We start from the raw sequence: 25,870 nt of genomic DNA, 5'->3' as shown, positions 1-25,870 counted from the left end.
ATCAGTCCTCGATGGGCGCGCCGACCAAGCTGCCCCATTCGGTCCAGGATCCGTCGTAGACGCGGACCCGGTGATCGTCGAGCAGGTCGGTGAACACCAGCCAGCCCAGCGCGGCGCGATGTGAGAGCCGGCAGTAGGCGATGATCTGCTCGGCACCGTCGATGCCGAGCTCGGCCACCCGCTCCCGAAGTTCGGATACCGGTCGCAGCAGTCCGCGCTCGTCGAGCAGATCCTGCGCGGGCAGGCTCCGCGCGCCCGGAATCCGTCCCGCCCGTTCGGCACCGTGATCTATCGGCTCGGTGAGCGGGGACACCCGCAGACCCGAATACTCCTCCGGTGAGCGCAGATCCAGGATGGCGACGGACGATCCGAGGGCCGCGCGGACCTCGTCCCGGCCGACGACGATTTCGTCGTGGCGCGGCGCCACCCGGGGCAGCGGCTCCGGCGACGCGGAGGCCTGCGCATCGCCGGTGGGCTCGGCCGCATCGGCGGCGCGTTCGATCGGTGCGGCAGCGGAGGCGTTCGACGCGGTGCCGTTCGCGGCTTCGGTGGCGCGCCACGCGGGCAATCCGCCGTCCAGATAGCGCAGGTCACCACCGATCCCCACCGCCGCGGCCACCCAGATGGCGTACGCGGCGAATTGCGTCGGCTCGCCCGCGAAGACCACCGTCGACTCGGCATCGGCACCGAGTGCGTGCAGACGATCGACCAGGACCGGTGCCGCGGGGAATTCCCGGCGCGAGTGGTGCCAGAGCAGATCTTTCCAGTAAACGGTGCGCGCGCCCTCGATAGTGCTCCGGTCCGACTCGGCACCCGGCGTGTTGGTCACCTCGATGACGATGACGCCGGGGTCCGAGAGACGGGTCCGCAACCATTCGGCGTCGACGACTCGGCTCGTCAGGACGTCTCCCATAGCAGCCCTCTCGCTGATATGTGCCGGGTCGGGCGACCTCGGCGGTGAAAACATATGAGCCGCACCGCGATACTGTGAACACAAAAAGTCACGCAGACCCGAATTATGTTTCCACCGCCTCGGGATACATATCCTCGGCACCGCGCATAGTCCGAGCGTCGAAAGGATCGCGATGTCCGGGGCCCGTGCCGCCCACCTCATCTCCGCGAGCAACTTGCGTGACGACCCACCCGAACAGCTGGTGCTGCTCGACGTCCGGGTCGGCGCAGGCGGGCCCGACCCCAACGCATTCCGGCGCGGGCACCTGCCCGGAGCGCGGTTCGTCGACGTCGACGCCGACCTGGCGGGTACCGCCACCGCGTGCTCCGGCGCCCGCCCGCTGCCGGAAGCCGGACCACTCACCACCGCGCTGCGGAGCTGGGGCATCCGTGCCGACAGCACCGTGGTGGTCTACGACGACTCCCGCTCGGTACCCGCCGCCCGCGCCTGGTGGGTCCTGCGCTGGGCGGGACTGACCGACGTCCGGCTCCTCGACGGTGGGCTGCGGGCGTGGCGCGCGGCAGGCGGCCCCATCGTCTCGGGCACCGAAACCGTCACGGCGGGAACCGTGTCCGCGCGGCCCGGCGGACTTCCCGTGGTCGGCACCGCCGCCGTGGCGACGCTGCCCGCACGCGGCATCCTCCTCGATGCCCGCCCCCACAGCCACTATCGCGGCGAGGGCGCGTTCGCCGGTCACATCCCCGATGCCGTCAACGCGCCGGTCTTCGACGACTTCGACGAGTACGGACTGCTCCGCGACGAACACACCCTGCGTACGCGCTATCGCCGCCTCGGCCTCGGCCCCGCGAAGCCCGCCGCCACCCACTGCGGCAGCGGGATGGCCGCGGCCCTCCAGGTCTTCGTCCTCACCACACTCGGCATCGAGATCGCCCTGTATCCCGGCTCGCTCTCGCAGTGGACCGCCGACCCGGCACGACCCCTCGTCCGCGGCGACTCCCCCGCGCCCGACCCCCATCCCCTCACCCTGATCCCCGGAGATCCGCCATGACCGCCCAGCCACGACATGTCATCCTCAACGCCAACCTGATACCCGGCGGCGCCCTCGGCAGCCCGTGGCGGCGCGCCGAACAACCCGCGGCGCACTTCGTCGGGATCGAGCACTACCTCGACGTGGCGCGCACCGCCGAACGCGGACTGCTCGATGCCGTGTTCCTGGCCGACTCACCGGACATCCAGGCCAAGGACTGGACCGCGCCCAGCCGGCTGCTCGACCCGTTCATCGCCCAATCCGTGCTGGCCGCGCATACCAGCCACATCGGCCTGATCGTCACCGCCACGACCTCCTACAACGACCCCTACAATCTGGCGCGCTCGTTCGCCGCGCTGTCGGCGGTGTCCGGTGGCCGGGTGGGCTGGAACTACGTCGTCACCGGCGGCGACGCCGCGGCCCGCAACTATTCCCTGAGCCAGGCCCCGCCGAAGTCCGAACGGTACGCCCGCGCCGCCGAATTCCTCGACGTGGTGACCGCGCTGTGGGATTCGGCGCCCGCCGACGCGATCGTCGGTGACAAGGCGACCGGCCGCTACCTCGACCCGGCGGCGGTCCGGTCGATCGACCACGACGGCAAGTTCTTCCGGGTGGCCGGGCCGTTGAAGGCACCGCCGCTGACCCACGGTAGGCCGGTGCTGATCCAGGCGGGCGCCTCCACCCACGGCGTGGAACTGGGTGCGAGGACAGCGGACGCCGTCTACTCCGCACACGTCGATCCCGGGTCGGCGGCGCAGCGCCGCATCGAGCTCCGGCGTCGGGCCGCCGACGCCGGGCGCGCTCCCGACAGTGTGAAGCTGTTGCCGGGACTGATCGTCGTGCTCGCCGATTCCGAAGCCGCGGCCCGGCGACGCGAACGCGAGCTCATCGACCTCATTCCCGACGAGGTCCAACTGGTCAACCTCGCCGAACGGCTCGGCCTCGACCCCGCCGATCTCGACCTGAACGCGCCGTTCCCGTGGGAGAGGATTCCCGACGAGAACACCGACGGGGGGTCACGCGGACAGCGCGCGGTACTGCTCGAGTACGTGCGCTCCAGTGGCGCGGACACGCGTGGCGCGGCGCGCCTGCTGGCCTCGGGCAGTGTGCACGCCAAGGTGGTCGGCGGCCCGGAGCAGGTGGCCGGATTCATCGCGGACTGGTTCTCGGCGGGCGCCGTCGACGGATTCAATGTGATGATCGACGAATTGCCCAGCGGGCTGGCCGATTTCGTCGATCATGTCGTCCCGCTGCTGCGTAGGCGCGGCATCTTCCGCACCGAATACGACACCACCACCCTGAGAGGGCATTACCGGCTGTGATCACTTCGTCGTCGTCAGCGGCGATCAGCGCGCCGTCGTTGTTCGTGCAGTTGCGCAGCGGTCCGCCGGTCGCCGAGGTCTACCGGCAGACCATCGACATCGGCACGCGTGCCGAACAACTCGGCTTCGGCGCCCTCTGGTTCGCGACCCGGCATTTCGAGGCCCATCACGCCGCACTGCCCGCCGTCTTCCCGTTCGTCGCCGCGGTCGCCCAGCACACCACAACGATCCGGCTCGGCACCGGCGTGGTGGCACTGCCGTTCGAACATCCGGTGCGTCTGGCGGAGGACGCGGTGGTCACCGACGCGCTCAGCGGCGGACGGCTCGAACTCGGTGTCGGCAAGGGCCTCGGATTCGGCCACTCCGCCTCCAGCTATATCGGATTCGGTGTTCCCGACACCGACCGGGAGGCGCTGTACGCCGACCGGATGGCCGCGCTGCGGCGTCTATTGGCCTACGGCCGCGTCACCGACGACATCGCCCTGTATCCGCCACCGGGCACCCTGCGTTCCCGGATCTGGCAGTCCACCGGCAACATCGACACCGCGCGGCGCGCGGGCGCGGCGGGCGACGGACTCCTTCCGCACGGCAACTCCCAGGCGCGCGCCGGTGGCGATGTCGCCGAGCTCGTCGACGCCTATCTGTCCTCTTGCCGCGGCACACCGCGCGTCGGGTCGACTGTCACGGTGCTGCCCGGTGACAGCGAACGTGACGCGCTCGACCTGCTCGACACCGACATCCGACTGAGCCCGGCCTACTACCCGGAGCTGCCGAGCGCCGCCGACCGGCGACGATTCCTCACGGACAACCGCATCCGGATCGGAACCGCCGAGCAGATCGTCGAACAGCTGCGCGAGGACCGGGGCCTCGCCGCCGCCACCGAAGTGCTGTTCCACATTCCTCTCGCGGTCGGCCATCCCCGATACGCGGAATGCCTGCACCGCGTCAGCACCGGGATAGCCCCCGCGGCTGCATCCGCGGCCCGTCCGCTAGTCCAGGAACTCCCGATGCGTGGCACCCGCGGCCTCGGCGAGCAGGCCGGCGAGTTCGGCGAGCCCGGCGGTCGCATCGGGTAGCTGCGGCACCGCGACGCGCATCACGCCCGGACGCGGCGGTGCCACATACGATTTCGCCCCCGATCCGACGACGATCCCGTGCCGGGCCAGCTCGAGCAGCGCCGCCTGTTCATCGGCGACCTCCACCCACACCACCAGGCTGTTCACACCGGAACACGCGGTGACGCCGCGCTCGCGCAACGCCGCGAGCAGCCCTTCCCGACGGGCGGTATAGCGATCGCGGGCGGTATCGATCAGTGCGGCGGTCGCCGGGTCGATGATGAGGTGCGCCAAGGCGTTCTGCAAGATCCGGCTGTTGGCGGCGATGCCGTGGACCCGGGCACGAATGGCCCGGTCGACCAATTCGGCGCTGCCGCCGATAACACAGGTCCGAATGTCCATGCCGTAGGCCTTGCAATAGCTGCGCACCCGCACGCTGCGGCGCGGGAACCAGCGGCCGAGCGAGGGCGCCTGCGCCAGGGCCAGCGGCCCCACCGCGTCGTCCTCGACGATCCAGGGCACCTGCTCCGCCGCGGCGAGCACGGCGGCCAACTCCGTGGCGCGGTCCTGCGACAGCGCGCCACCCATCGCGTACCCGCCCTCCGGCTGGAGCACCACCGCCGACGGCTGCCGCCGCAGCACTGCCGCCAGCGCGTCGGGCAGCGCCCCCTGTTCGTCGGATTCGATACCGAGCACCTCGTACCCGACCTCCGCCAGGGTGTCGAGGAAGCCCGGCATCACCGGCTCCTCCACGGCGACAAGGGAACCCGCGGGTGCGGCGGCGTCCACCGCGAGGAACAAACCCTCCGAACCGCCGCCCGCCGCGGCGAAGGCCTCGGCCGCGAACGGCCAGCCGTCGACGACGGCTTCGCGCAGCCGATCGGTGATGTAGTCACGCCCGGGTCGGTTGAGCTGATCGGTGTGCAATCCGGCCAGCATGGCGGGTGCCAGATCGGGTTGCAATGCGTAGTCCGGACTTCCGGTCAGCAGGTCGCGGGCCGCGAGCGCACGGCCCGCCGGGACCTCCTCGAGCGCGACTACCACCGTGCCACCACGTCGATTGGTGGTGATCAGGCCTTCCTCGCGCAGCGCGCTCCACGCGGCGACAACCGTGCGCGTACTCAGCCCGCAGCGCCGGGCAACCTCGCGAATAGTCGGCAAGCGCGCACCCGCGGTGAGCGCACCGTCCCGGATCAACCGGGCGGTCACCGCGCGGACCGACTCGGGGGTGTGCGAAGCATCGGCCTGCAGCGCCCGCACCAGCAGTGCAGAATCCGGCTCCGTCACTGACACTCCGCTCGTCGTCGCCACCCGTACGGAGAATATATGTATCCAGCAAACCGGTTTGTTCCCGGTTGCTCGATATATGTATCCAGCCGTCCAGCGACTCCGGAGCGACCGGCGGATCAGCCGTGCTTTCCCGCCACCGCGTCGAGCAGTCCGCGGACACCGCCGGTCACCGCCACTGTCACACCCGCCGAGCCACCCGTGCCGCGACAGTCGACCAACGGCGATGAGGCGAGGATGTGCTCACAGGACCGGGACGGTCACCGAGATCATCGCCTCCGACTCCGGCACCTGGCTGCAGTCGTTGCGATAGACGTTGAAATGGTGGGTCGAGACGTCGTCGTCGGTACGAGCGATCCGCAGACCCTTGTCATCGATGAAGGCCGCGATTCGATCGTGTGCTTGCGGGATCATCTCGGCGAACGGTCCGGTCACGGTCGCGCACACCGCGCGGCGACCCGGGAAGTGCAGCGCCACGAGCGGGTCTGTGGCTTCGACACCTGCGGCGGTCTCCACGAAAACCGATTCGTCGACATCGGCTTCCCGGAATTCCCCGTCGTGTTCGATACAGCCGCCCGCACCCGTGATCGCGATGTTCTGCCGCTGGAGCTCGGGCATGAATCGCTCCCACAGGTCCCCCTCGGCGGCGTAGTTTTCCACCGTCCCCCGCAGCGTCACCAGCGTCTGCGCGGGGATGTCGATCAATTCAACCTCGATGTCGGACAAGGTGTTCTCCAGTTCGTTCCGGTCGAGCATGCGCTCGATGAGGGCCAGCCGATGCCTGGCCGAGGCGGCCTCGTCCACGAGTGCCCGGCGCTGCAATCGCAGCGCATCGGCATACGCGGGAGTGCCGAACACGGCGAGCAGGGCTCCGATGGCGGACACGCCGAACCCGACGTCACGCAGCTGCCGAATCCGGGCGGCATCACCCAGCTGCTCCGGCGAATACCTGCGATATCCGCTGGCATCGACCACGGCGGGAGTCAGCACACCGCTCGAGTCGTAGTGCCGCAGCATCCGCACGCTGATCCTGCTCAACGAGGAAAAGCGGCCGATGGACATCAGCTTCGAGGGGTCGGTCACGCGAGTGAGTCTGCAGCCTCACACGATGTCAGAGTCAACCGCCGCGGACCACCGAACCGGGTTCGGTTTTCCGGATGTCACACCCCGGCGCGCTGCGTCGTCATTGCGGCGAACCCATCCGGACCAGGACTTATCGAAGAGAAACCGAGAAGATTCCCATGAACACTGCATACATCGTCGTCACCATCGTCGCTGCCGCCTGGGTCGGCTTCTCGGCGGTCTCGCTGCTGCGCCGGGCCGCGTTCGTCGTGGACCCGCTGGTGGAATACGGCGTGCCGCAATCGTGGTGGACGCCACTGGGATCGGCCAAGGCCGCTGGAGCGCTCGGGCTGATCGCCGGCCTCTTCGTTCCCGCGATCGGAGTCGCAGCGGCCATCGGCCTGATCCTGTACTTCGCAGGCGCGGTGATCACCGTGCTGCGGGCCCGCTCGTACAAGACCGTGGCGTTTCCGATGCTCTACCTGATTCCGGTCGCGGTCGCGCTCGGTCTGGGCTTCGCAGCGTAAGGAAGGGGCCACCGCGCGCAGGCAGCGGCATCTATTGCCACTGCGGGGATTTCATGTTTGCGAGTCGCCGAGCAACGGGTCGAGGATGGCTACATGTCGCATGCCCCGATATCTCTGCGTGAACTCCCTCGGCTACGCACCCGCCACATCGCGCAGATCGGTGGACTGATGCGCCCCGGTACGCACCGATCCCCCTTGCTGGAATTCGGTGAACGGTTCGTCGTCTCGCCGCCGGGATTTCCGACCATGCTGGTCACGTACGACATGGACGATGTGCGAGGACTGTTCGCCAACCACGACGACTTCTCGGTCGGGCAGGTGCTGAGCCGCTTCTCCAGCCACGACATGATGTTCGGCAAGCAGACGTTGATCTTCCTCGACGGTGACGACCATCGCCGCGAACGTCAACTGTTCGCGCCGCCGTTCCAGAGCAAGGCACTCCGGTCCTACGAGGATCTCATGGTGGAGGTGGTCCAGCGCGAACTGCCGACCTGGCCCGTTGGTGAACCGTTCGAATTTCTGAAGGTCGGCTACGACTTGGCCATCGGCGTGCTGCTCGGCGTCGTCTTCGGCGACGTGGCTCCGCCCCGCAAGGACCGGCTGAAACAGGCGGTGAGCCGGTGGTTCGGGGAAATAGAAAGTCGCGGTTTTCTCGCCGTCACCTTGCTCACTCCGCTGGTCGGTGGCTACACGCTGCCCTACCCGCCGCTCAGCCGCCGCCAGTCCGAGGTCGACGCCCTCATCATCGAGGAAATCGCCGCGCGCCGGTCCACGCCCGGTGACGGGAACGGCCGGAAAGATGTGCTGTCGCGGTATGTCGGCACCGAACTGGATCAGCACGACGACGCCGCATTGGCCCGCAATATGCGTGGCATCCTGCTGGGCGCCTACGAGACCACCGCGATCACGCTCGGCTGGATCGCCGCCATGCTGGCCGCCCACCCGGCAGCCATGGCCGAGCTCGACGCGGCGGTCGACGCAGGCGACTGCGCCCGGCTCGACACATACCTCGACGCCGTGGTGGCCGAAACGATGCGAATCCGCCCGGTGTCTCCGTTCACCGGGCGGCGCGCGCTGCGCGACACCGTGGTCAACGGCGTCCACGTCCCCAAGGGGGCCATCGTCATAGTCCCGATTCTCCTCATTCACGAATCACCACGGCATTATTCGGACCCGATGGTCTTCCGCCCTGAACGCTTCCTCGACGAGCCACCGAACGGCCGCACCTGGCTGACCTTCGGCGCCGGCGCGCATCGCTGTCTGGGCGCCCAATTCGCCTTGGCGGAAGCGCGCATCCTCTTCCGCACCATCCTCGAGCATCGTCGCATCGGTGCGGCCACCGGTCCCGTCGAACCCCCACGTCGCTATCACACCGGCCTCAGCCCCGCCGACAACGCCCGGATCACCCTGCATCCCCGCTGATCAGACCCGTACCGCGGCAAGCCGATTCGCCGTCGACGGAGTCTTCGATCCAGTGGATTCGGGCAGGTGCCGGTGAGCTCCGGCCATCAAGCGGCGCGGCGCCGGCGGCATCGAGGCGATTGTGCGCACTCAGGCAGTCGATGGTGCGTCAGCACACCGACACTCGTGAACCCGCGCAAGCCTCTCCGACGCGAAGGCCCAACACACGTGGGCCGCCACGTTCGATGCGCGGCGCACACTGCCGATGCCCGGCCGATCCGCACCGCAAGTGCGGAGCAGGCATCAATTTCGGCCGATCCCAACATCTTCGGCGTCGACTGGTGTCGAATTGCCATTGATCGGCGGTGTTCTGGATGACCGATGCAACCAGTCAGGAGTGCCCGCGTGCCACGTGAAATCGATTCGGCTGTCTTCCCCCATCTGGACGCGGACCTGGACCGTGTCCGTGACGTTCTCGGACCCGTTCGGCTGGAGGGTAGGCCTGAACTGGCCGCACTCACAGACGAAGGGCCGGACACCTCTCGCCGCCTGGTCCGCCCCACATTGACCCTGTTGTCGTACTACCTGCTCACCGATCCCGCGGCCCCGGCCGACGACCGGGTGGTACGCGGCGCCGCTGCCGTCGAGTTGCTGCATCTGGGCTCGCTCTACCACGACGACGTCATCGATCACTCATACGAGCGTCGAGGCCGTCCCAGTGCCAATGTGGTGTGGGGTTCGCATATGGCTGTGCTGGGTGGCGACTCCGTGATGCTCACAAGTGTGCGCATGCTGGCCGAACTCGGTCGGCGCGAGGTCCTCTCGGGGGCAATCGCCGGTGAGCAGATGTGCGCGGGCATGGTGATCGAGGCCGCCGACCTCCACGTGGCTTCCCGCAGCGAGCAGTCCTACCTGGACGCGATCGACGGCAAGACGGCGGCGGTGCTCTCGCTGGCATGCCTGGTGGGCGCGATGCAGGCCGACCGGCCCGACGATCAGCAGGAGGCGTCGGCCCAGTTCGGCCGGTACTTCGGGCTGGCCTATCAGCTGTATGACGACATCCTCGATCTGACCTCCACCGCCGAAGAAATGGGCAAGCCCGTCAACGCGGACCTGTCCGCGGGCATTTACACACTGCCCGTGATCCGCGCGGCCGCCCGCGACCGAAGCCTTGCTCGCCTGTTGCAGAGCAGAATGACGCTCGAGCAAGCCGCGCGTGCCCGCGAGCTCGTCATCGCCTGCGGCGCCGTGGACGAAGCGCGGGCGGTGGCCGACGAGTTCATGGACCGGGCCGCCGGTCAGCTCGCCACTCTGCCCGTCGACCCGCGCGCTCGCCGCGCGATCATCGCCTACGCCCGGTCCATCCTCGACCGGCGAGCTTCTGGTCCCTCGGTCCCCCGGCGGTCGGCGCAGCCACCTCGAACTCATGGCAATGGGCTTGCGCCGCAACTCGCGCGATGGTTGCGGAACTGGCTGGTGGACACCGGCCTTGCCGTCTCCTCCGCCGAGGCGGACTACCACCGGTGGACAGGGGCGATCCAGATCCCTGCGCACACATTGGCCCCAGCAGCGAATGCGGTCCGTGAACAGACCGCCTACGCGATGGCCGTGCTGGTCCTCGCCTGGGATGACCTTTTCGAGGATCCGCAGCTGAGGGACCCGGAAGCCGTGACCGCGTTGCGACGTGGCATGGTGGCAACGCTGCGCCAGGACCCGGAGAAACCGTGGCGGCCCGGCGCGATTGCGACGGCGTGGGCGAGCATATGGCCGCGCCTGCGCGAGGGCCGGACCATCCGCTGGCAGAAGCGGTTCCTCGACGGCATCGAGGAGTGGTTCGAAGCCGCCGAACGCGAAGCGCACCATCGCATCAGTGGCTACATCCCTTCCACGGCCGACTACCTGCCGATGCGGATGTCGACCAGTGGGATCGAAACCGCCATCGCCTGCATGGAGGTGTACCACGACCGGGAACTACCGCCGACGCTGCGCGAACACCCGGTGATCCGCCGTCTCGAGGAACTCGCCTTCTGGGTCACCTTCGTGGAGAACGACCTGGTGGGACTGGATCAAGACGAGGCGGACCGAGTTCCCTACAACCTGGTGCGGGCGGTCCGTCACGAAACCGGCTGCACTCGCGACGAAGCCGTGGACCAGGTGCGGCGCCGAGTAGCGGATCAGCGCGCTCAGCTCGAGGCGGTGATCCACTACGTTCCCGCGCTCCTGCGCGTTCTTCCCGGCCTATCGGGTCAGGGGAAGGACTACGCGGAGATGTATGTGAACATCACGAGCGTGGGGCTCTGGGGGCGTGAGAGCGATCGGTACACGCACACCTCCGCTACCGCGGCGCCGGATCTCGAACGCTTGCGCCGTGAGGTCTACCTCCCGGCCGCCGAACCGGCTCCTACCGCCTCGTAAGCCCCGCAGTCGGCCGAACGGAGTCATGTCCCGCGCCTTCACCGTGTGGTCGTGCGGGACGCCTCCTCAGTGCTTCGCAGGTTGTCCGGACCCCATCGGGCCGGGATGCGCATCCACATCGTAGGTCGAAGAGACGAGCGGGTGCGCCGATGGAAAGCGACCAGTCCGACGAGTGCGCTGGCGATGAACCAGGCCAGTTGCACGGCGAAACCCGTCATCGGCGTGGCGTCGGAGAAACCGGCCGTGGTCGAAGCCTGCATTGCCCCATAGGAGGGCAGCCAGCGCACGAAATCACTGTCGGCCCCAGCACTGGCGATGGGGTTCTGTACGGCCATATCGAAACAGCTGATCATCGCGATGGCGAACATCCCCTCCACCTCGCGGCGCAGCAGCGCGCCGAGGGCCACGCCCAACGCCCCGTAAGTCATCGCCGAGCCGAAAAGCGCCGCAGCGAGCAGGACAGGCTGCCGCGGCGACCAGTAGCAGCAAATGACCGCGGTGGCGTACACGCAAACCACCACCGAGGCCACCACCAGGCAGGCGATCTTCGCCGAACCCAGAGCGACTCGGGGGTACCCGGCCATCGAGAGACGCCGGTCGAATGCGCCGCTGCTGAAAGTGGCCGCGAACATCATGAATCCTATGATCAGCGAGACCGCCATCAGGGCGCCGCTGACCTGAGCGAGTTCGTTACCGTTGGCGCGCAGAACCAGACCGGTGTCTCGAAGCCGGAACGGCACCTCGATGTCCGTGACGGCCACGCGGACCACGGTGATCAATATGGGGAGGAAGACGGCCACCAACAGCATGGCGAACCGGTTGCGAGCGTGCTCGATGAGAGCATAGCGCGTGGCGATCACGAACAGCCGCACACCATCATTCATCCGGCCTGCTCCTGTCCGCCTCGTAAGACGCCGTCGCGCAACCGCCACACCTTATCCAGCTTGTCGGTGTCGTGAGCCAGATGCGAGACAACCAGAACCGACCGCCCGGTGTCACGGAACTCCGCGACCAGATCCCAGAAACGCAGATACGTCTCCCAGTCGAAACCCTGATACGGCTCATCCAGTAGCAAGACCTGCGGATCATGCATCACCGCCAGCGTCAAATTGAGCTTTTGCCGCGTGCCGCCGCTGAGCGTCCCGACCCGCTCACCGGCATACTCGGAGAAACGCAAGATCTCCATGGTCTCCTCGGCGCGTCGCAGGTCCGGGATCGCATAGGCCGCGGCGAAGAAGTTCAGGTGCTGACGCACCGTGAAGGCGTCGTTCAGGATTACCTGCTGAGGGCAGTATCCGAACCGCCCACGGTGCCGGACCCTCCCCCGGTCCGGTCGCAACCCTCCGGACAAAACCTTCAACAGCGTCGACTTACCCGCCCCGTTCTCACCGACGATGCCCACCAGCGTCCCCGCAGGCAACACGATGTCGATGCCACGCAGCACCGACCGTCTGCCGTATGAGTAGTGGACGTCCTCCACCTCCATCAACGCCCCCTTCCCGCCGCCGATCCGGTGGCCCGACAGCGGCTCGAATATTATCAATCGACGACGAAACCCCGTGCCGGGGAGCCGATTGCGTGACATCGGCGCTTTCGGCGCGGAAGGTGCTCCGATTCGGCGTGCGGTAGCGTTGACGAGCGCGAGATGGTCTCTCCATCAAGGGGGCGTGATGACGCGGCTGTTCCTGAGTCATTCGAGTCGGAACAGTGTGCAGGCTATCGCGCTGTTGCGATGGCTGGTCGAGCAACGGCCCGCGTTGGCGGGCAACATCTTTTTGGATCTCGACGAGCGATCCGGGATCGCTCAGGGTGTCCGTTGGCGAGATGCCCTCCGCGGGGGATTGGCACGCTGCGAAGCGGTGATCTGCTTGACCTCGCGGGATTGGCACACCTCGACCGAATGCGTTGCCGAGTACCTGACGGCGGTGAATCTCGGCAAGCGGATCTACTGCGCCCGGCTGGAACCGTTCACCGATACGGATCCGACCCGGGAATGGCAACGGTGCGACCTGTTCGGCGACGGTCCGGTCACCGAGATCCTGGTCGATGGGCAACTCGAGCCGGTGCGAATGCGCACCGAAGGTTTGCGCAGATTGTTGGACGGCCTGGGCGACGCAGGGATCGGTGCCGAAAGCTTTCCGTGGCCGCCCGCCGGCGAGCCGGACCGGTCGCCGTACCGGGGCTGGCGACCCTTCGATGCCGTGGACGCCGCCGTGTATTTCGGACGCGAGGTGCAGGTCATGGCGGGTCTGGAACATCTGCGGCGGATGCGGTCGATCGGCGCCGAGTCGATGTTCGTGGTCCTGGGAGCGTCGGGGACGGGTAAATCGTCGTTTCTGCGCGCGGGATTGTTGCCGCGGCTGGCTCGGGAGGATCGGCACTTTCTCGTACTGGACATCATGCGGCCGGAACGTCGAGCGCTCACCGGTGCTCACGGCCTGGCCGCGGTCATCTACGCCACCCGAACTCGCCTCGGGTTGACCACTCCGACACTCGGGGAGATCAAATCCGCATTGCCCGACGTCGATCGCGCACGTGAGTGGCTCGTCCAGATGCAGCACGCCGCGCGAGACAGGTGGCCGTCCGACGACGTCGATACACCCCTGCCGACGTTGTTGCTACCCATCGATCAAGCCGAAGAGCTGTTCGTCGCCGACGCCGGGGCGCAGGGCGAGCAATTCCTGAAGCTGCTGGGCACGCTGCTCGCCGTACCGGACGAGGTGGGCACACCGTACGTGTCGATGAAGGCGGCGGTCACCATCCGTACCGATCGCTATGAGCAGCTACAGAATGCCGTGCAGATGAAGACGGTGCCGCGATTCGTCTTCGACGCGCTCGAGCCGTTGCCGCGGACCCAGTTCAAGGAGGTCATCACCGGGCCGGCGGCTCGTGCCGACGACAGTGCGGCACTGCGCATCGAACCGGACTTGGTGGATCGGCTCCTGGCCGACGGCGATCACGGCGCCGACACTCTGCCGCTGCTGGCACTGACGCTGTCGCGACTCTACGACGACTATGCCGCGAGCGGAACGCTGACTGTCGAGAATTACAACGCGATGGGCGGTATCGACCGGGTCGTCCACACCGAGGTCGAATCGCTGCTGTCCACCGACCCGCGGATACGACAGCGGCAGTTGGAGGTGTTGCGCTCGGCGTTCATCCCCGCGTTGGCGACCATAGATCCCGACAACGATCAGCCGATGCGTCGCATCGCTCGCTGGGACGAACTCCCCGAGGAGGCGCACGAGCTGATCGACGGGTTCGTGGACAAACGATTGCTGGTCAAGGACCGCCGCGACGGCGAGGTGGTCGTCGAGGTTGCGCTGGAAAGTCTGCTGCGGCAGTGGGATTCGTTGGCCGGATGGCTCCGTGCGCACGCCGATGACCTCAAGGCCGCCGACCGCCTCGAACGTGCCGTCGAAGGCTGGAATCGCCACGGTCGTGACCAGTCGTGGCTGCTGGAAGGGACCCGGCTCGCCGAAGCCGAAACGCTTTCGGCCAAAACGGATTATCGGCGACGCCTCCAGCCCGCCCGTGAATTCCTCCTCGCGTCCCGCCGTCGGCAACAAGATCGCCTCACGGCATTGCGGCGCCGGGCTCGAGCGCTGGCGGCGTTGCTGGTCGTCGCCATCGTGGTGGCGGGATTGGCCGGAGCGGGGTTCTGGCAAGCCGATACCCAGGGTAAACGGGCGGAGGCCGCGAGCACCCGGGCCGAGGCGCGCGCCCGCGAGGCGGTCGGGCGACAGTTGATCGCGGAAGCGCAGGCCATGTTCGAGCAGAGCCGGTCCGGTGGCGATATTCGAGCTGTTCAACAAATTCTCGCGGCACACGCCCTGGCACCGAGCCCCGAGACCGCGGGCGCTATCGTCGGTGCGCTCTATGAGCGGCGACAGACAGCCAAAATCGTCGACACCGGGTCGGAAGTCTGGGATGTGGTGTTCAGCCCTGACGGGCGCCGGGTGGTCACCGGCGATCTCGATTCACGATTGCGGTCGTGGGATGCCCATTCCGGTGAACTGGTCGGGGAGCCGCGGCAGATCCCCGCACGTCCCTTCGGGGTTCAATTCAAACGGCTCAGCCCCGACGGACGCCGGGCCGTCACCGGCCAGTTGGGCGGGCCGATGCGATTGTGGGATGTCGAATCCGGACAACCGGCCGGGCAGCCGCTGAATGTCGATATCGGCATATTGGGCGATGTGGCTGTCAGCCCGGACGGGCGGCGAGTCGTCACCGGCGATCAGGACGGCGCCGTGCGGTTGTGGGACGCCGAGTCCGGCCGGCCGATCGGGCAGCCGATGACCGGCCACACCAACGCGGTAGCCAGCGTGACATTCAGCCCCGACGGGCGTCGGGTCGTCTCCGGCAGTCTCGACAGGACCGTGCGGTTGTGGGACGCCGAGTCCGGCCGGCCGATCGGGCAGCCGATGACCGGCCACACCGACACCGTGCAGAGCGTGGCATTCAGTCCGGATGGGCGTCGCGTCGTTTCTGGGGGCTCCGATGGGACGGCGCGCTTGTGGGATGTCGAGTTCGGCCGATCGATCGGGCGACCGCTGAGCGGTCATGCCGACTATGTGTCGAGTCTGGCGTTCAGTCCTGATGGGCGGTGGGTTGTAACCGGTGACTACGGCGGGATCTTGCGTTTGTGGGATGTCGGCACAGGGCGATTGATCGGGGAGCCTCTGCTCGGCCACACCGAAGGCGTCATGAATATCGCGTTCAGCCCGGATGGCAGGCGAATCGTTTCCGGCAGCCTCGATAAAACGGTCCGGATATGGGACGTCGGGGCGTGGTATCTGATCGGGCAGCCGATGACCGGCCACAGCGACATGGTGAAGAGTGTGGCCTTCAGTCCGGATGGTAGACGTATCGCCTCGGGCAGCTCCGACGGGACAGTGCGGCTGTGGGATGTCGAATCCGGGCAATCGCTCGGAGAGCCGCTGATCGGCCATCCCGGTGCCGTCAACCGCGTGGTCTTCAGTCCCGACGGCAGGAAAATCGTCTCTGTCAGTTTCGACAAGACGATGCGATTGTGGGATGTCGACGCGGGGCGGCCGATCGGGGAGCCGCTCACCGGCATCGATAACGCCGTGCCGAACGCGGTTTTTACTCCGGACGGTAAACGCCTCATCTCCGGTTCCGACAAGAAGTTGCTGTTCTGGGATGCCGAGTCCGGCAGAAGGATCCGGGAACTGCCGATCGGAGACGGAGTCGGCGCGGCGGATGCGGTCTTCAGCTCGGACGGTACGCGAGTCGCGATCGACTGGGGCGGAACGGTGCGGTTATGGGATGTCGAGTCCGGGCGCAAGCTCGAAGAACTGCCGGGCAGCGGCAGCGCCCCTGTGGGCAGCATGGCATTCAGTCCCGACGGGAAGCGGTTCGCCACCGGTGGCCACGACGGGATGGTGCGGTCGTGGGATATCGAGTCCGCACAACCGCTCGGCCAACCGACGATCGGCCACAACGACATCGTGAAGAGCGTGGCCTTCAGCCCAGACGGTAAGCGAATCGTCTCCGGTAGCCGCGACAGGACGGTGCGGTTCTGGGACACCGAGTCCGGACAACTGCTCGGCAATCCGATGATCGGCCATACCAGCGACATAGACAGCGTGGCGTTCAGCCCGGACGGGACGCTGGTCGCCTCCGGAAGTTGGGACACGACGGTGCGAGTATGGCCTGCCTACGAAGGCGATCCCGAGAAGCTGTGCGCCAAGCTCACTTCCAATATGAGCTTTCGGATTTGGAGTGACCGGGTGCGCATACCGAACCAGCCCTACATCGAACTCTGCCCCGGACTGCCGATCAGCCCGACCTGAGGACGCACGCGGGCCGGCAGCCGATGTCCGAAGCAGGTCGGGCAGAGCCCCCTTGCGGTACCGTCGGGGAGCTTCCCGATGAGCACTCCGGCCGTGAAGCGTAGACGCCGATCGTCGTGATGTGCCGCATCCCGGCGTCGAAGCTGACATCGAACACGAAGCAGGAGAGCGAGATTGGCGAAGCTACACAGGCCAGGGCGTCCTGAGGATCTGCCGGATGCGCGGCTGCTGTGGGCGCGGTGGGCGGCCGTAGCGGTCGCTACCTACGATCGCGACGAAGAGCGCGAGCCGCAGCAGCATCGTTCTGGATACTGGATCGACGATGACGGCCTGCACTGGGACGACTGCGGCTGTACCTGGTGGGTGCTGAAGTGGTTCGGCGACGGCCGTGCCGTGCTCGTCGGAGAGGACGAATCGAGCCGGGTCAAGGGGTACGAGCCCGCCATCGACCTGCTGGCCGGAGCACCGGAATGGTTACCTCGGCGCTACCTGCAGGACCTGATCGATGACTACATGGTCGGCTGTATCTACTGGTTCGACGAGGGGGCCTGGAACCGGGCCCCCTACCCCGACGATCTGGCCGACGACGGGCTCGACTGTGGCATCTCGGCTCTGACGACACGGGACGGCGCCGTCGGCGAGATCGCCGAACGGCTGGAGTTCGACAACACCGACAACGGTATGCCGGAGCTGTGTGATCAACTGCTCGACGACGCCGAGCGTGGCGCTGTCACCGAGACCGTGCTTCGTTCCTTCGCCGAGACGATGGTGCGGTTGAAGGAACAGCACTACCCCGAGGACGATCCTCGACCACGCACCGACAACGACCTCACCGCCATGTTCGGCCTGGCCGCGCGTGCCGGTCTCGACACGGCCACCTGGACCGGCACCCTCGGCATCCGAAGCTGAACCGCACGGCCCCTGAGGGAGCCTGTACTCCTCCCTTTCCGCAGGCCAGGGCCACCCGTCGTGCCCGAGAACCCCCAGTGGTTTCCTACTGAGGGAGAATATGGACGTGAGCGACGCAATCAGCGATAAGTGGAAACATCAGCTCGGCCTACCAGCGGTCATGGCGCCGACGGGTGCAGCGGCACTCGTCGGCTGCTAGTTCGATGTCGGAGCGGGAGGTGCCGGGACGGGAATTCTCGACAGGGCCCGGCGGGAAGAGGTTCGACGAGCTGGAGCTGTTGCGCGGGAAGTCGGAAGAAGGAAGCAGGGCTGTGGAGACCTCCGGAGACGGCACATCGAACGTCACCCGGCTACCGCGTCGCCCACGGCGCGTGGCGGAAGAGGCAGGCGAGCGTCTCCAGAAGACTTGGCGCTCGGAAGGTGGCTCCGTCTATGATCCCGCACCGACCAAGCCCGTACTGCGATCGGAACTGCAGCGGGAGACAGGCTGGTGGCCGGTCGACCCGGGCGCGGCACGGCACCCCGCTCCCGTGAATGATCCGGGCAGCGCCGGCCCTGAGGGTAATGTCGTCGATCTCGACGCGCTGCGGCGGAAACGAGCTGGTGACGATGCTCCGGCCGCCGGCATCCGGCGCATGGTCAAACCGCGGCGAATCGAGAAAAGTGCGGGCGAGGGATCAGGCGCCGAAGGTGATACGGTGTGAGGCGATGACTACCGGGACGGCGATGCGCCACACACGGATTGGCTACCCGGCGCTGTTCTGAACGCCGCGCGGGCCGGTGTCGGCCGGCTTGTCGATCGAGGCTTCTGCGGTATTGCGCGGGCTCCGCCTTCGTCGTGTTGATCACAAGACATCAACCACGACGGAAGGATTCAACGATGACTGCAACGCATGGTACGCCGGTCGAGGTGCCGACACCCGACGGTGTCGCCGACGCATATCTCGCTTACCCCGACGATGGTGCCGCCCATCCGGGAGTACTGGTGATTCAGGACGGTTTCGGACTGCGGCCCAGCCTGCGGACGCTGGCCGATCGTATTGCCGCCCACGGCTACACCGTCCTGCTTCCGAACGCCTATTACCGGCACGGGCGGGCACCGGTAATCGAGTTGCCGGACTTCATCGATCCGGCGGAGCGGCCGGAGATCTTCCAGCAGGTCTTTCCGATGATCCGCGAGTTGACACCGGAGCTTCTGCGTTCCGATGCCGGCGCTTACCTCGAGTGGCTGGCAGCCTCGCCGCATGTCTCCGAGGGGAAGGTCGGCGTCACCGGCTACTGCATGGGGGCGCGGCTGGCGGTGCTGGTCGCTGCCATGTTCCCCGATCGGGTTGCGGCGGTGGCCGGATTCCATGGCGGCCCGCTCGTCACCGATACCTCGGACAGTCCGCACCTTGTCGTCGGAAACATCACCGCGGAGCTGTATTTCGCCCACGCCGGCGAGGATCACCACATGACTCCCGAACACATCGGCCGGTTCGACAAGGCACTCGCCGACGCTGGCGTCCGCTACCGCACCGAGGTCTACGAAGGGGCCCAACACGGCTACACCCAGGCCGACACCTCCGCCCACGACCTCGAAGCCGCCGAACGGCACTACCGCGAACTACTGGCCCTGTTCGACCGCAATCTGCGCCAGTAGCAACCCGGATACGGAGCCGACCATGCATCCCTTGCGGCAATCGCTGTCCACTGGGGCATGTGGTTGGTTGAAAGCGCTGACAGCGGAGACCGCGTGCTGCCTCGGGACCGACTTCCCCGAGGCAGCACCGTGTCGGCGTTGGATACCGGCCGGTTACACCTCTATGCCCGACTACGCCGCCATGCGAGCCCGGCCAGAACCCGCGCGCCGGTGGATACTGACCGGCCTCGTATCAGGGAACGTAGACGATGCGGTCCTCCGTCTCCGCGCTCCACGTCTCGGTGATCTGAGCGAGGGGCACGCGACGTGCCTGCACGTCGATCGCGCCGGTGTGCACCGCGGCGGCGAGTTCCGGAAGCTCCGCGAGGATGTCGCGGGAGGAGACCGAGCCGATACCGCTGCCGCAGATCTGTAGCCGGGATGCCCGCAGCAGCGCGGAGTGGAGGGGAATCGTCTGACCGGCGATGGATCCGATCTGGATCCAGTCCAGCGGGGCGGAGCGGTCGCGGCGTGCGGTGATCATCGCGGTCATCGCACGGGCGGAAGGTTCTCCCCACACGTAGTCGAGGACGACGTCGACGTCGGCGGCGCGGTCGGTCTGCTCGAACGTCACCGTCTCGTCCGCGCCGAGGTCGTGCAGCGCGGCGAGCCGGGAAGCATCGCGTCCGGCGGCGATCACGTATGTGGCACCGAATTGCTTCGCTATCTGCACCGCCATGCGTCCAGCGCTACCCGTGGCACCCAGGACGAGGACGCGCCGCCCCTCTTGGAACGCGATGCGGCGGCGCAGGGCGACCCACGACGACATCGCCGGGTTCATCGCGGCGGCGATGTGCACCGGATCGACGTCGCCCGGTAGTACCACGCTGCGACGGGGATCGATCACCGTCTGTTCGGCGAACATGCCCAGGTCGCTGTCGTCCAGCACCGCGTACCTGAGGTTTCCGTGCCGGTCGCGCACGACGCCGTCGACACCGGGAACGAACGGGAGCCTACCGGTGCTGCTGTAGTGCGTGCCGTTCGCCCGAGCCCTGACCAGATGGTGCAAACCGGCCGCGAGAACGTCCACGACCATCTCGTTCTCCCCCTCGGCGACCGGGGCGGGGTACGCGCTGTACCGGGGTGGAGCGTCGAAGCTGGTGACAACGGCGGCGTGCATGACAACTCCTCAGTTTGTTTGTATTACCAACTAATTCGAGTTTGGTTGGTAATACAAACTATGTCAAGTACGATCACGGCATGAGACCTGACGATGCGCTCGAGGATGCCCTCGTTCGGACGTCCTTCCGGGTGATGGCCGTGCTCACCCGCATCGGTTCGGAGCACGACCTGTCCCTCACGCAGTTGCGGCTACTAGGCTTTCTGCGCGACCGCCGACCGCGGATGACCGATCTGGCGGAATTCCTGGGGCTGGACAAGTCCACGATGTCCGGTCTCGTCGAGCGGGCCGAGCGCCGAGGTCTCGTGGCACGAGGCAAATCGCCGGAGGATCGCCGGGTGGTCGATGTGTTCATCACTCCGACGGGCAGCGAACTCGCCGAACGGCTGCAAGAAGAGATCCGCGCGGCTCTGGCCCCCTACACCGACCGGCTATGTGCCGACGATCGCCACGCACTCACGCAGCTGCTCGCCTCCCTTTCCGGTACCCCGCCGGAGAACGGCGGGAAAGAAGGGTCGACGAACGGAACTCGACCCCATGCGTCCGCCACGTAGCTCAGCGCACCGCCACCGCTGTCTTCAGTCTGCGGATACTCCGGATCAGCAACGGGTTGTCCCGCAGGCTCGGTGGCGTGCGTTCGGGATCCATCAGTTCGTTCTCCGCGAGCGGGCTGTCCTCGTCCTCGACGGTCCCCGGCTCGAACCGCACCAAGGTCCGGCCGTTGCCGCGCAACCTCTCGACGGTGCGCAGAAGAGACGACGTCTCGGCGAGTGTGGCGTCGAACTTCGCGGGTTCGGCATCGAGATGTTCGCAGATCAGCTGGCGGCGGATACCGAGGATGGTTTCCCGCAGCCGGTCACCGTCCACGGTGGCGGGGCTGACCTCGACGGCCAGATCGCATTCGGTGTCGAAGCCCATCGAACGGTTGTTGAGGTTCGACGATCCCACCCGCAGCAGCCGATCGTCCATCACCAAGACCTTGGCGTGGACGTAGATCGGCGCACCGGCCTCGGTGACGGGGTAGTACACGCCGAACCGGTTCCCGGTATCGGCCTTCCACAACAGCTGCAGTAAGCGGCGACGCGCCCCATCCATCGCCTGTTGCTCGAGCCAGCCGTCGGCGTGCCGCGGCAGCACCAGCACGATCTCCGGACCGTTCGGCTCACGCAGCCGAGCGGCCATCGCCTCGGCGAGAGTGCGCGAGGCCAGGTACTGACTCTCGATGTACAGCGACCGCCTGGCGCCCGCGATCGCCGCCAGATACAACGCCTCGACCTCCCGCACTTCGGCGCGGTCGGCGAGCTCGGGGAAGGTCCGCGCGATACCCACATCCACCGACCGCATCGTCGGCTCCAGCCCCTCCGGCCACGGCGTGTCACCGGCGATCTCGTCGACCGCGGCCAATTGCTGTCCCGTCGCCGCCTTCCACCGGGCGCGGGCCAATTCGCCGATCGCCTTCGCCGCATCGCCGTCGACGGCGGTGGTCGCGTCGTGCCATGGCCCGTACCGGCGGCCGTTGGGCTCGGTTCGGTAGTGGTTGTCGTCCCGATGGTCGCTGGTGTCCCAGCGATCGACGGTCATGTCGATACCACCGCAGAATGCGAGCGTGTCGTCGATCACCACGATCTTCTGATGGTGTGCCGAACCGATCGGGTGCGCGCCATCCATTTCCAGGTGCAACCGCCGATCGGTTATCCAATTGACGACGAAGATCGGTGTCATCCCGCGGCTGATCGCCGCGAACGCACCGACATTCCATTTCAGCAGGTAGATGTCGAGATCTGGTCGCTGTTTCGGCAGCCAGGACAGGAATTTACCCAGCCGATCGGGCCCTTCGAGGGTCTTCTCCCCCGGTTCGAACTTGATCCGGGTATCGAAGTCCCAGCCGATCAGCACGATGCGCTTGCGGGCCTGCAACATCGCGGACTTTGCATGGCGGAAATAGTCCGCCGCATCGACAATGCACGCCAGCCGATCGGCCCGCGCGATCTGCCAGCAGGTGTCCCCGGGGGTGAGGATTTGTTGCTCGTCGCTCATGTGTAGTCAGTTCTCTCGTCCAGCCGGACACCCGTCGCCGCAGGTGAACGATTCACAGTACTGCGCGGTCGCGCGCCGTTCCGGTCGCGGTCTTCGCTCACGACCGCGAACGCGCTGAGCGTGCCGTCACGGTTTCGAAGCCGCTATCGCAACGGACCTCCACGTCGCGCTGAGCAGGCAGCTGCGATGACGGTGCAGGTCCGCCCCCTACAAGTAGGGGCACCCGAGGACGTAACCGGGTGTGAGGTGGGTGCGATGAGCCAGGTGGAGTTCGTCGAGAGCGGAGGCCGGCGTGGGTCGAGGTATGAGAAGCATTGCGGTGGCTGCCATTACGGTGGCCACGTCGATGCTCGGGATTGGCGCACCTGTGCTGGCGCATGCCGAGCCGGACGGGCTGAAGCATTGCGCGGTCAGCAGTGGACGAGTACCCGAAACGGCCACGCCCGAGGAGGTCGGACTCGATTCGGCGGCGCTGCGGCGGGCGGTGGCGCTCGCGGCGGATTCGACGCGCACGACGCTGCAGATCTTCCGGAACAATTGCCTGATCGCGACCGGCCCGAACCACGCGCGGGCCGCTGGTCTGCCGTGGAATCTCTGGAGCAGCACCAAGAGCGTGGTTTCGATGGTGGCCGGGATCGCGGTGGACGAGCAGCGGCTGCGGCTCGACGACCCGATCGGCGCCTATCTGCCGCCCGAACTCGGTGATGCCGCACATCGCGCGATCACCGTGCGGAATCTTCTCATCGAAGCCAGCGGCATGCGGGTGGCGGTGGCCTCCGAGGGCATCACCGGATTGGCGCAGATCGACCCGAATGTGGTCGCGCAGGCGCTGGCGATGCCGATCGATCAACAGCAAGGCATTGAATGGCGCTACAGCCAGCGCGCTGTCGATCTGCTCGTGTACGTCATCCAGCGTGCGGTCGACGAGGACTTCCAAGCCTACACGCAGCGAAAGCTGTTCGATCCGTTGGGTATTCCGCCGACCGACTACTTCTGGGGGCGCGACCGCAGTGGAAACACCTACGGTTACGCGCATCTGCTGCTGCCGCCAGACGATTTCGCCAAGCTGGGTCTGCTGCTCACCAATCGCGGCCGGTGGGGTGGTCACCAGATCATTTCGGCGGATTATCTCGCGCAGGCCGGCCGTCCCACGCCGACGAACCCGTGCTACGGCTTCCTGTTCGTGGTGAACGGGCCGGACTGCGCGAACTACTTTCCCGGTCTGCCGCCGGATGCGATGCAGATGTCGGGGATGATGCGCCAAGACAATTTCATCGTGCCGAGCCTTGGACTGATGGTCAGTTGGACCGGTGTCACGGTTCCGGGGAGCGCGTTGAGCTTCCCGCACGATGTCCTGCGTGCGGTCGGCGCCGCCTTCCTGGAACCCCGCATACCCGCCGCGGCACCGTACGAACAGCAATCGGATGTCCAGCTGTCCGATCCGATGATCTCGAACCCGGACGCGACTCTCGCCGCACTCGGTGTCGGCCCGATGGCCTACCCGGGATGCAACCCGCTGTCCTGCTTGGGCAAGCCCATGTCCGCGCCGTTCGCGAATTGGCCGGCGGGTTGTTTCATCCTCGGCTGCGTCGGCCCCCACCCGGCGACACCGGGAATTCGCTAGCGGCACTCGGCGAACCACTGCTACCTTTCCGGAAGCCGTGCCAGAGAACGAGGAGGTGGTACCCGTGAACGCAGTATCTACATGGGTGCTCCCCTCTGGGGTCACGGTCGGGCGATAGGTCGTCCGGGAGCGCCGCTCGAGAGCACTCCCGAAAGGCACGACCATGCAATTCACTTCCGAACAGCGCTTCGACGACGGCGTCCTCGAACGCGAATTCACCCTCGGCGAGATCCCCGGCATCCTGTGGACGCCCGGATCCGCCTCCGCACCGGCCCCGCTGATCCTGATCGGCCATCCCGGCGGACTCCGCCAGATGTACCCCCGACTGGTGGGCCGGGCCCGGCACTCCGTGGCGGAGGGCTTCGCCGCGGCCACCATCGAGCTCCCCGGCAGCGGTGACCGGCCCCGTTCGGCCGCCGCCGAACAGGCCCGCGCCGACCTGCGCCGGGCGGTGACGGCCGGCGAGCCGGTCGACGACGAGATAGTCGACCGGCTCGTCCTCCCGCTGGTCGAAAAGGCGGTCCCGGAATGGCGGGCCGCCCTGGACGTCCTGCTTTCACTGCCCGAGATCGGCGGGCCGGTCGGGTACTCGGGAGGGGTGATCTCCATCGGCGTCCGGCTGGCGGTGGTCGAGCCGCGCATCTCGGCCGCCCTTCTGTTCGCCGGGAGTTACGTGCCCCGCAGCATGTTCGAGGAAGCCCGGCAGGTCACTATTCCGCTGCAAGTCCTGCTGCAATGGGACGACGAAGGAAACGACCGGCAGATGGCGCTGGACCTGTTCGACGCGTTCGGCTCCAAGGAGAAGACGCTGCACGCCAACATGGGCGGGCACACCGGCGTTCCGGCGTTCGAAGGAGACGACGCGAATCGGTTCTTCACCCGGCACCTGAAGTGAGGCCGGGCCGTCAGGCCGGCAGCAGACGATAGGGACACCGCTCATCGAGGACAGGTCCCGGCCCTCCTCGATGAGCGGTTGGTCGACAGATACACAAACGCCCCGACCGGGCGGTGCCGGCCGGTCGGGGCGGTGGTTCGGGAAATCTTCGCCGACAGCGATGAATTCTCGGTCGGTGCTCCGTCCTATCCGTTGAACGCGCTACCAACCCGGCGCGACCGACCAGAAGGACCAGAAATGACCACCGCCAACCCCACCGCCGAGTTCTCCAACGACGTCACCGGTCGTCCCGGCAAGGTCCGCAACCGCGTCCTGTGGACCCTGCAGATCCTGCTCGGCCTGTTCTTCATCATCGCTTCCGGCGGGCCGAAGCTTGTTATTCCGAACACCCTGACGGAGAACGCCCCCGAGAATCTCACCATCCCCCTCGGGCTGCTCATCTTCATCGGAGTTGCGGAGGTCGCCGGTGGCATCGGCCTGATGGTGCCACGGCTCAGTGCCCTGGCTGCCGCGGGTCTGTCCGTTCTCACGGTGCTCGCCGCCGGCACGCAGGCCTTCATCGCCGACAAGCCCTTGATGGGGATCTTCCCACTGGTGCTTGCCGCGATCTTCGCCTGGATCGCCTACGAACGCCGCGCCACCATCACCGATCTGCGCAAATCGCTCTCGCGATGACAAATCCATGAGTAAGACCGGCGATCGGTGGCCCACCCACCGATCGCCGGTCGTGCGTTCTCGGACCCGATCGCCCGTCGGGTTGGCGGCGATCGGTCCGGTGG

At 67.0% G+C, this 25,870-nt stretch carries 21 protein-coding genes; 14 read left to right on the top strand and 7 right to left on the bottom strand.

Annotation, left to right across the window (positions count from 1 at the left end):
- Position 1: 1 nt before the first annotated feature.
- Positions 2-913: a sulfurtransferase gene (locus ON29_RS30865; RefSeq protein WP_040871716.1), complete on the bottom strand. Its 912-nt coding sequence runs from the start codon at positions 911-913 to the stop codon at positions 2-4.
- Between the two features lie 172 nt (positions 914-1,085).
- Between ON29_RS30865 and ON29_RS30860 the strand changes: the two genes are divergently transcribed.
- From ON29_RS30860 to ON29_RS34165, 3 genes are read left to right on the top strand one after another with little or no spacing between them, the layout of a single operon-like run.
- A complete protein-coding gene (locus tag ON29_RS30860) occupies positions 1,086-1,961 on the top strand; it encodes a sulfurtransferase (protein ID WP_051175791.1) in 876 nt (291 codons plus the stop codon).
- Positions 1,958-3,262 carry an NtaA/DmoA family FMN-dependent monooxygenase gene (locus ON29_RS30855; RefSeq protein ID WP_040871715.1) on the top strand — a complete coding sequence of 435 codons (1,305 nt, stop codon included), beginning with the start codon at positions 1,958-1,960 and terminating at the stop codon, positions 3,260-3,262. Before ON29_RS30860 ends, ON29_RS30855 begins: the two co-directional genes overlap by 4 nt.
- On the top strand, positions 3,259-4,338 hold the full coding sequence (locus ON29_RS34165) for an LLM class flavin-dependent oxidoreductase (protein WP_051175790.1): 1,080 nt from the start codon (positions 3,259-3,261) through the stop codon (positions 4,336-4,338). The genes ON29_RS30855 and ON29_RS34165 overlap by 4 nt, the downstream gene beginning before the upstream one ends.
- Here the strand turns inward: ON29_RS34165 and ON29_RS30845 are convergent.
- The gene (locus tag ON29_RS30845; protein WP_051175789.1) at positions 4,252-5,604 is read right to left on the bottom strand and encodes an aminotransferase class I/II-fold pyridoxal phosphate-dependent enzyme; all 1,353 of its coding nucleotides are present in this window, start codon (positions 5,602-5,604) and stop codon (positions 4,252-4,254) included. The two genes, ON29_RS34165 and ON29_RS30845, sit on opposite strands and share 87 nt — an antisense overlap.
- Before the next feature lie 243 nt (positions 5,605-5,847).
- Complete coding sequence (locus ON29_RS30840; RefSeq protein ID WP_040871714.1) at positions 5,848-6,687, bottom strand: MerR family transcriptional regulator; 840 nt, start codon at positions 6,685-6,687, stop codon at positions 5,848-5,850.
- A gap of 158 nt (positions 6,688-6,845) precedes the next feature.
- On the opposite strand from ON29_RS30840, the gene ON29_RS30835 reads away from it, so the two are divergent.
- The 3 genes from ON29_RS30835 (at position 6,846) to ON29_RS30825 (ending at position 11,009) form a co-directional block, all read left to right on the top strand.
- On the top strand, positions 6,846-7,193 hold the full coding sequence (locus ON29_RS30835; protein WP_040871712.1) for a DoxX family protein: 348 nt from the start codon (positions 6,846-6,848) through the stop codon (positions 7,191-7,193).
- 93 nt (positions 7,194-7,286) lie between these two features.
- Entirely contained in the window at positions 7,287-8,615 is a 1,329-nt protein-coding gene (locus ON29_RS30830; RefSeq protein ID WP_040871711.1) for a cytochrome P450, read from the top strand.
- Between the two features lie 384 nt (positions 8,616-8,999).
- On the top strand, positions 9,000-11,009 hold the full coding sequence (locus ON29_RS30825; protein WP_040871710.1) for a polyprenyl synthetase family protein: 2,010 nt from the start codon (positions 9,000-9,002) through the stop codon (positions 11,007-11,009).
- A gap of 38 nt (positions 11,010-11,047) precedes the next feature.
- Here the strand turns inward: ON29_RS30825 and ON29_RS30820 are convergent, their stop codons facing one another.
- Together ON29_RS30820 and ON29_RS30815 are read right to left on the bottom strand one after the other, a co-directional pair.
- The gene (locus ON29_RS30820) at positions 11,048-11,893 is read right to left on the bottom strand and encodes an ABC transporter permease (protein WP_040871709.1); all 846 of its coding nucleotides are present in this window, start codon (positions 11,891-11,893) and stop codon (positions 11,048-11,050) included.
- Positions 11,890-12,495, bottom strand: coding sequence for an ABC transporter ATP-binding protein (locus ON29_RS30815; RefSeq protein WP_040871737.1), 606 nt, complete (start codon positions 12,493-12,495; stop codon positions 11,890-11,892). The genes ON29_RS30820 and ON29_RS30815 overlap by 4 nt, the downstream gene beginning before the upstream one ends.
- 184 nt (positions 12,496-12,679) lie before the next feature.
- On the opposite strand from ON29_RS30815, the gene ON29_RS30810 reads away from it, so the two are divergent.
- The 4 genes from ON29_RS30810 to ON29_RS30795 all read left to right on the top strand — a co-directional run bounded on the left by ON29_RS30810 (position 12,680) and on the right by ON29_RS30795 (position 19,376).
- Positions 12,680-16,825, top strand: a complete 4,146-nt coding sequence (locus tag ON29_RS30810) for an nSTAND1 domain-containing NTPase (protein ID WP_040871707.1) — start codon at positions 12,680-12,682, stop codon at positions 16,823-16,825.
- Positions 16,826-16,999: 174 nt separating this feature from the next.
- A complete protein-coding gene (locus tag ON29_RS34160; protein WP_051175787.1) occupies positions 17,000-17,734 on the top strand; it encodes a hypothetical protein in 735 nt (244 codons plus the stop codon).
- Between the two features lie 203 nt (positions 17,735-17,937).
- Positions 17,938-18,438, top strand: a complete 501-nt coding sequence (locus ON29_RS36530; protein ID WP_169332618.1) for a hypothetical protein — start codon at positions 17,938-17,940, stop codon at positions 18,436-18,438.
- Positions 18,439-18,614: 176 nt separating this feature from the next.
- The gene (locus ON29_RS30795; RefSeq protein ID WP_040871704.1) at positions 18,615-19,376 is read left to right on the top strand and encodes a dienelactone hydrolase family protein; all 762 of its coding nucleotides are present in this window, start codon (positions 18,615-18,617) and stop codon (positions 19,374-19,376) included.
- Between the two features lie 232 nt (positions 19,377-19,608).
- On the opposite strand, the gene ON29_RS30790 is transcribed toward ON29_RS30795, so the two are convergent.
- Positions 19,609-20,535 (bottom strand): quinone oxidoreductase family protein, encoded by a 927-nt coding sequence (locus tag ON29_RS30790; protein ID WP_040871703.1) that lies wholly within the window; start codon positions 20,533-20,535, stop codon positions 19,609-19,611.
- Positions 20,536-20,615: 80 nt separating this feature from the next.
- Here ON29_RS30790 and ON29_RS30785 point away from each other — a divergent pair, with 80 nt between their 5' ends.
- Entirely contained in the window at positions 20,616-21,089 is a 474-nt protein-coding gene (locus ON29_RS30785; protein ID WP_083864174.1) for a MarR family winged helix-turn-helix transcriptional regulator, read from the top strand.
- Position 21,090: 1 nt separating this feature from the next.
- On the opposite strand, the gene ON29_RS30780 is transcribed toward ON29_RS30785, so the two are convergent.
- On the bottom strand, positions 21,091-22,572 hold the full coding sequence (locus ON29_RS30780; RefSeq protein ID WP_040871702.1) for a phospholipase D-like domain-containing protein: 1,482 nt from the start codon (positions 22,570-22,572) through the stop codon (positions 21,091-21,093).
- 319 nt (positions 22,573-22,891) lie between these two features.
- On the opposite strand from ON29_RS30780, the gene ON29_RS30775 reads away from it, so the two are divergent.
- The 3 genes from ON29_RS30775 (at position 22,892) to ON29_RS30765 (ending at position 25,766) form a co-directional block, all read left to right on the top strand.
- Positions 22,892-24,196: a serine hydrolase domain-containing protein gene (locus ON29_RS30775; protein WP_245549270.1), complete on the top strand. Its 1,305-nt coding sequence runs from the start codon at positions 22,892-22,894 to the stop codon at positions 24,194-24,196.
- 163 nt (positions 24,197-24,359) lie between these two features.
- Entirely contained in the window at positions 24,360-25,091 is a 732-nt protein-coding gene (locus ON29_RS30770) for an alpha/beta hydrolase family protein (RefSeq protein ID WP_040871700.1), read from the top strand.
- A 237-nt stretch (positions 25,092-25,328) separates the two neighbouring features.
- Positions 25,329-25,766, top strand: coding sequence for a DoxX family protein (locus ON29_RS30765; protein WP_040871698.1), 438 nt, complete (start codon positions 25,329-25,331; stop codon positions 25,764-25,766).
- Positions 25,767-25,870: the final 104 nt, after the last annotated feature.

Origin of the sequence: Nocardia exalbida NBRC 100660, assembly GCF_000308575.1 — a bacterium.
GTDB lineage: Bacteria > Actinomycetota > Actinomycetes > Mycobacteriales > Mycobacteriaceae > Nocardia > Nocardia exalbida.
The sequence above is the reverse complement of the archived record's forward strand: the minus strand, read 5'-3'. Positions and strand labels throughout refer to the sequence as shown.

What these genes read in the sequence shown, in the direction of transcription:
- ON29_RS30810 (WP_040871707.1), top strand. Translation starts at nt 12,680, where the DNA reads ATGACGCGGCTGTTCCTGAGTCATTCGAGTCGGAACAGTGTGCAGGCT.
- ON29_RS30795 (WP_040871704.1), top strand. Translation starts at nt 18,615, where the DNA reads ATGACTGCAACGCATGGTACGCCGGTCGAGGTGCCGACACCCGACGGT.
- ON29_RS30770 (WP_040871700.1), top strand. Translation starts at nt 24,360, where the DNA reads ATGCAATTCACTTCCGAACAGCGCTTCGACGACGGCGTCCTCGAACGC.
- ON29_RS30855 (WP_040871715.1), top strand. Translation starts at nt 1,958, where the DNA reads ATGACCGCCCAGCCACGACATGTCATCCTCAACGCCAACCTGATACCC.
- ON29_RS30815 (WP_040871737.1), bottom strand. Translation starts at nt 12,495, where the DNA reads ATGGAGGTGGAGGACGTCCACTACTCATACGGCAGACGGTCGGTGCTG.
- ON29_RS30785 (WP_083864174.1), top strand. Translation starts at nt 20,616, where the DNA reads ATGAGACCTGACGATGCGCTCGAGGATGCCCTCGTTCGGACGTCCTTC.
- ON29_RS36530 (WP_169332618.1), top strand. Translation starts at nt 17,938, where the DNA reads ATGTCGGAGCGGGAGGTGCCGGGACGGGAATTCTCGACAGGGCCCGGC.
- ON29_RS30820 (WP_040871709.1), bottom strand. Translation starts at nt 11,893, where the DNA reads ATGAATGATGGTGTGCGGCTGTTCGTGATCGCCACGCGCTATGCTCTC.
- ON29_RS30860 (WP_051175791.1), top strand. Translation starts at nt 1,086, where the DNA reads ATGTCCGGGGCCCGTGCCGCCCACCTCATCTCCGCGAGCAACTTGCGT.
- ON29_RS30765 (WP_040871698.1), top strand. Translation starts at nt 25,329, where the DNA reads ATGACCACCGCCAACCCCACCGCCGAGTTCTCCAACGACGTCACCGGT.
- ON29_RS30830 (WP_040871711.1), top strand. Translation starts at nt 7,287, where the DNA reads ATGTCGCATGCCCCGATATCTCTGCGTGAACTCCCTCGGCTACGCACC.
- ON29_RS30780 (WP_040871702.1), bottom strand. Translation starts at nt 22,572, where the DNA reads ATGAGCGACGAGCAACAAATCCTCACCCCCGGGGACACCTGCTGGCAG.
- ON29_RS30835 (WP_040871712.1), top strand. Translation starts at nt 6,846, where the DNA reads ATGAACACTGCATACATCGTCGTCACCATCGTCGCTGCCGCCTGGGTC.
- ON29_RS30790 (WP_040871703.1), bottom strand. Translation starts at nt 20,535, where the DNA reads ATGCACGCCGCCGTTGTCACCAGCTTCGACGCTCCACCCCGGTACAGC.
- ON29_RS30865 (WP_040871716.1), bottom strand. Translation starts at nt 913, where the DNA reads ATGGGAGACGTCCTGACGAGCCGAGTCGTCGACGCCGAATGGTTGCGG.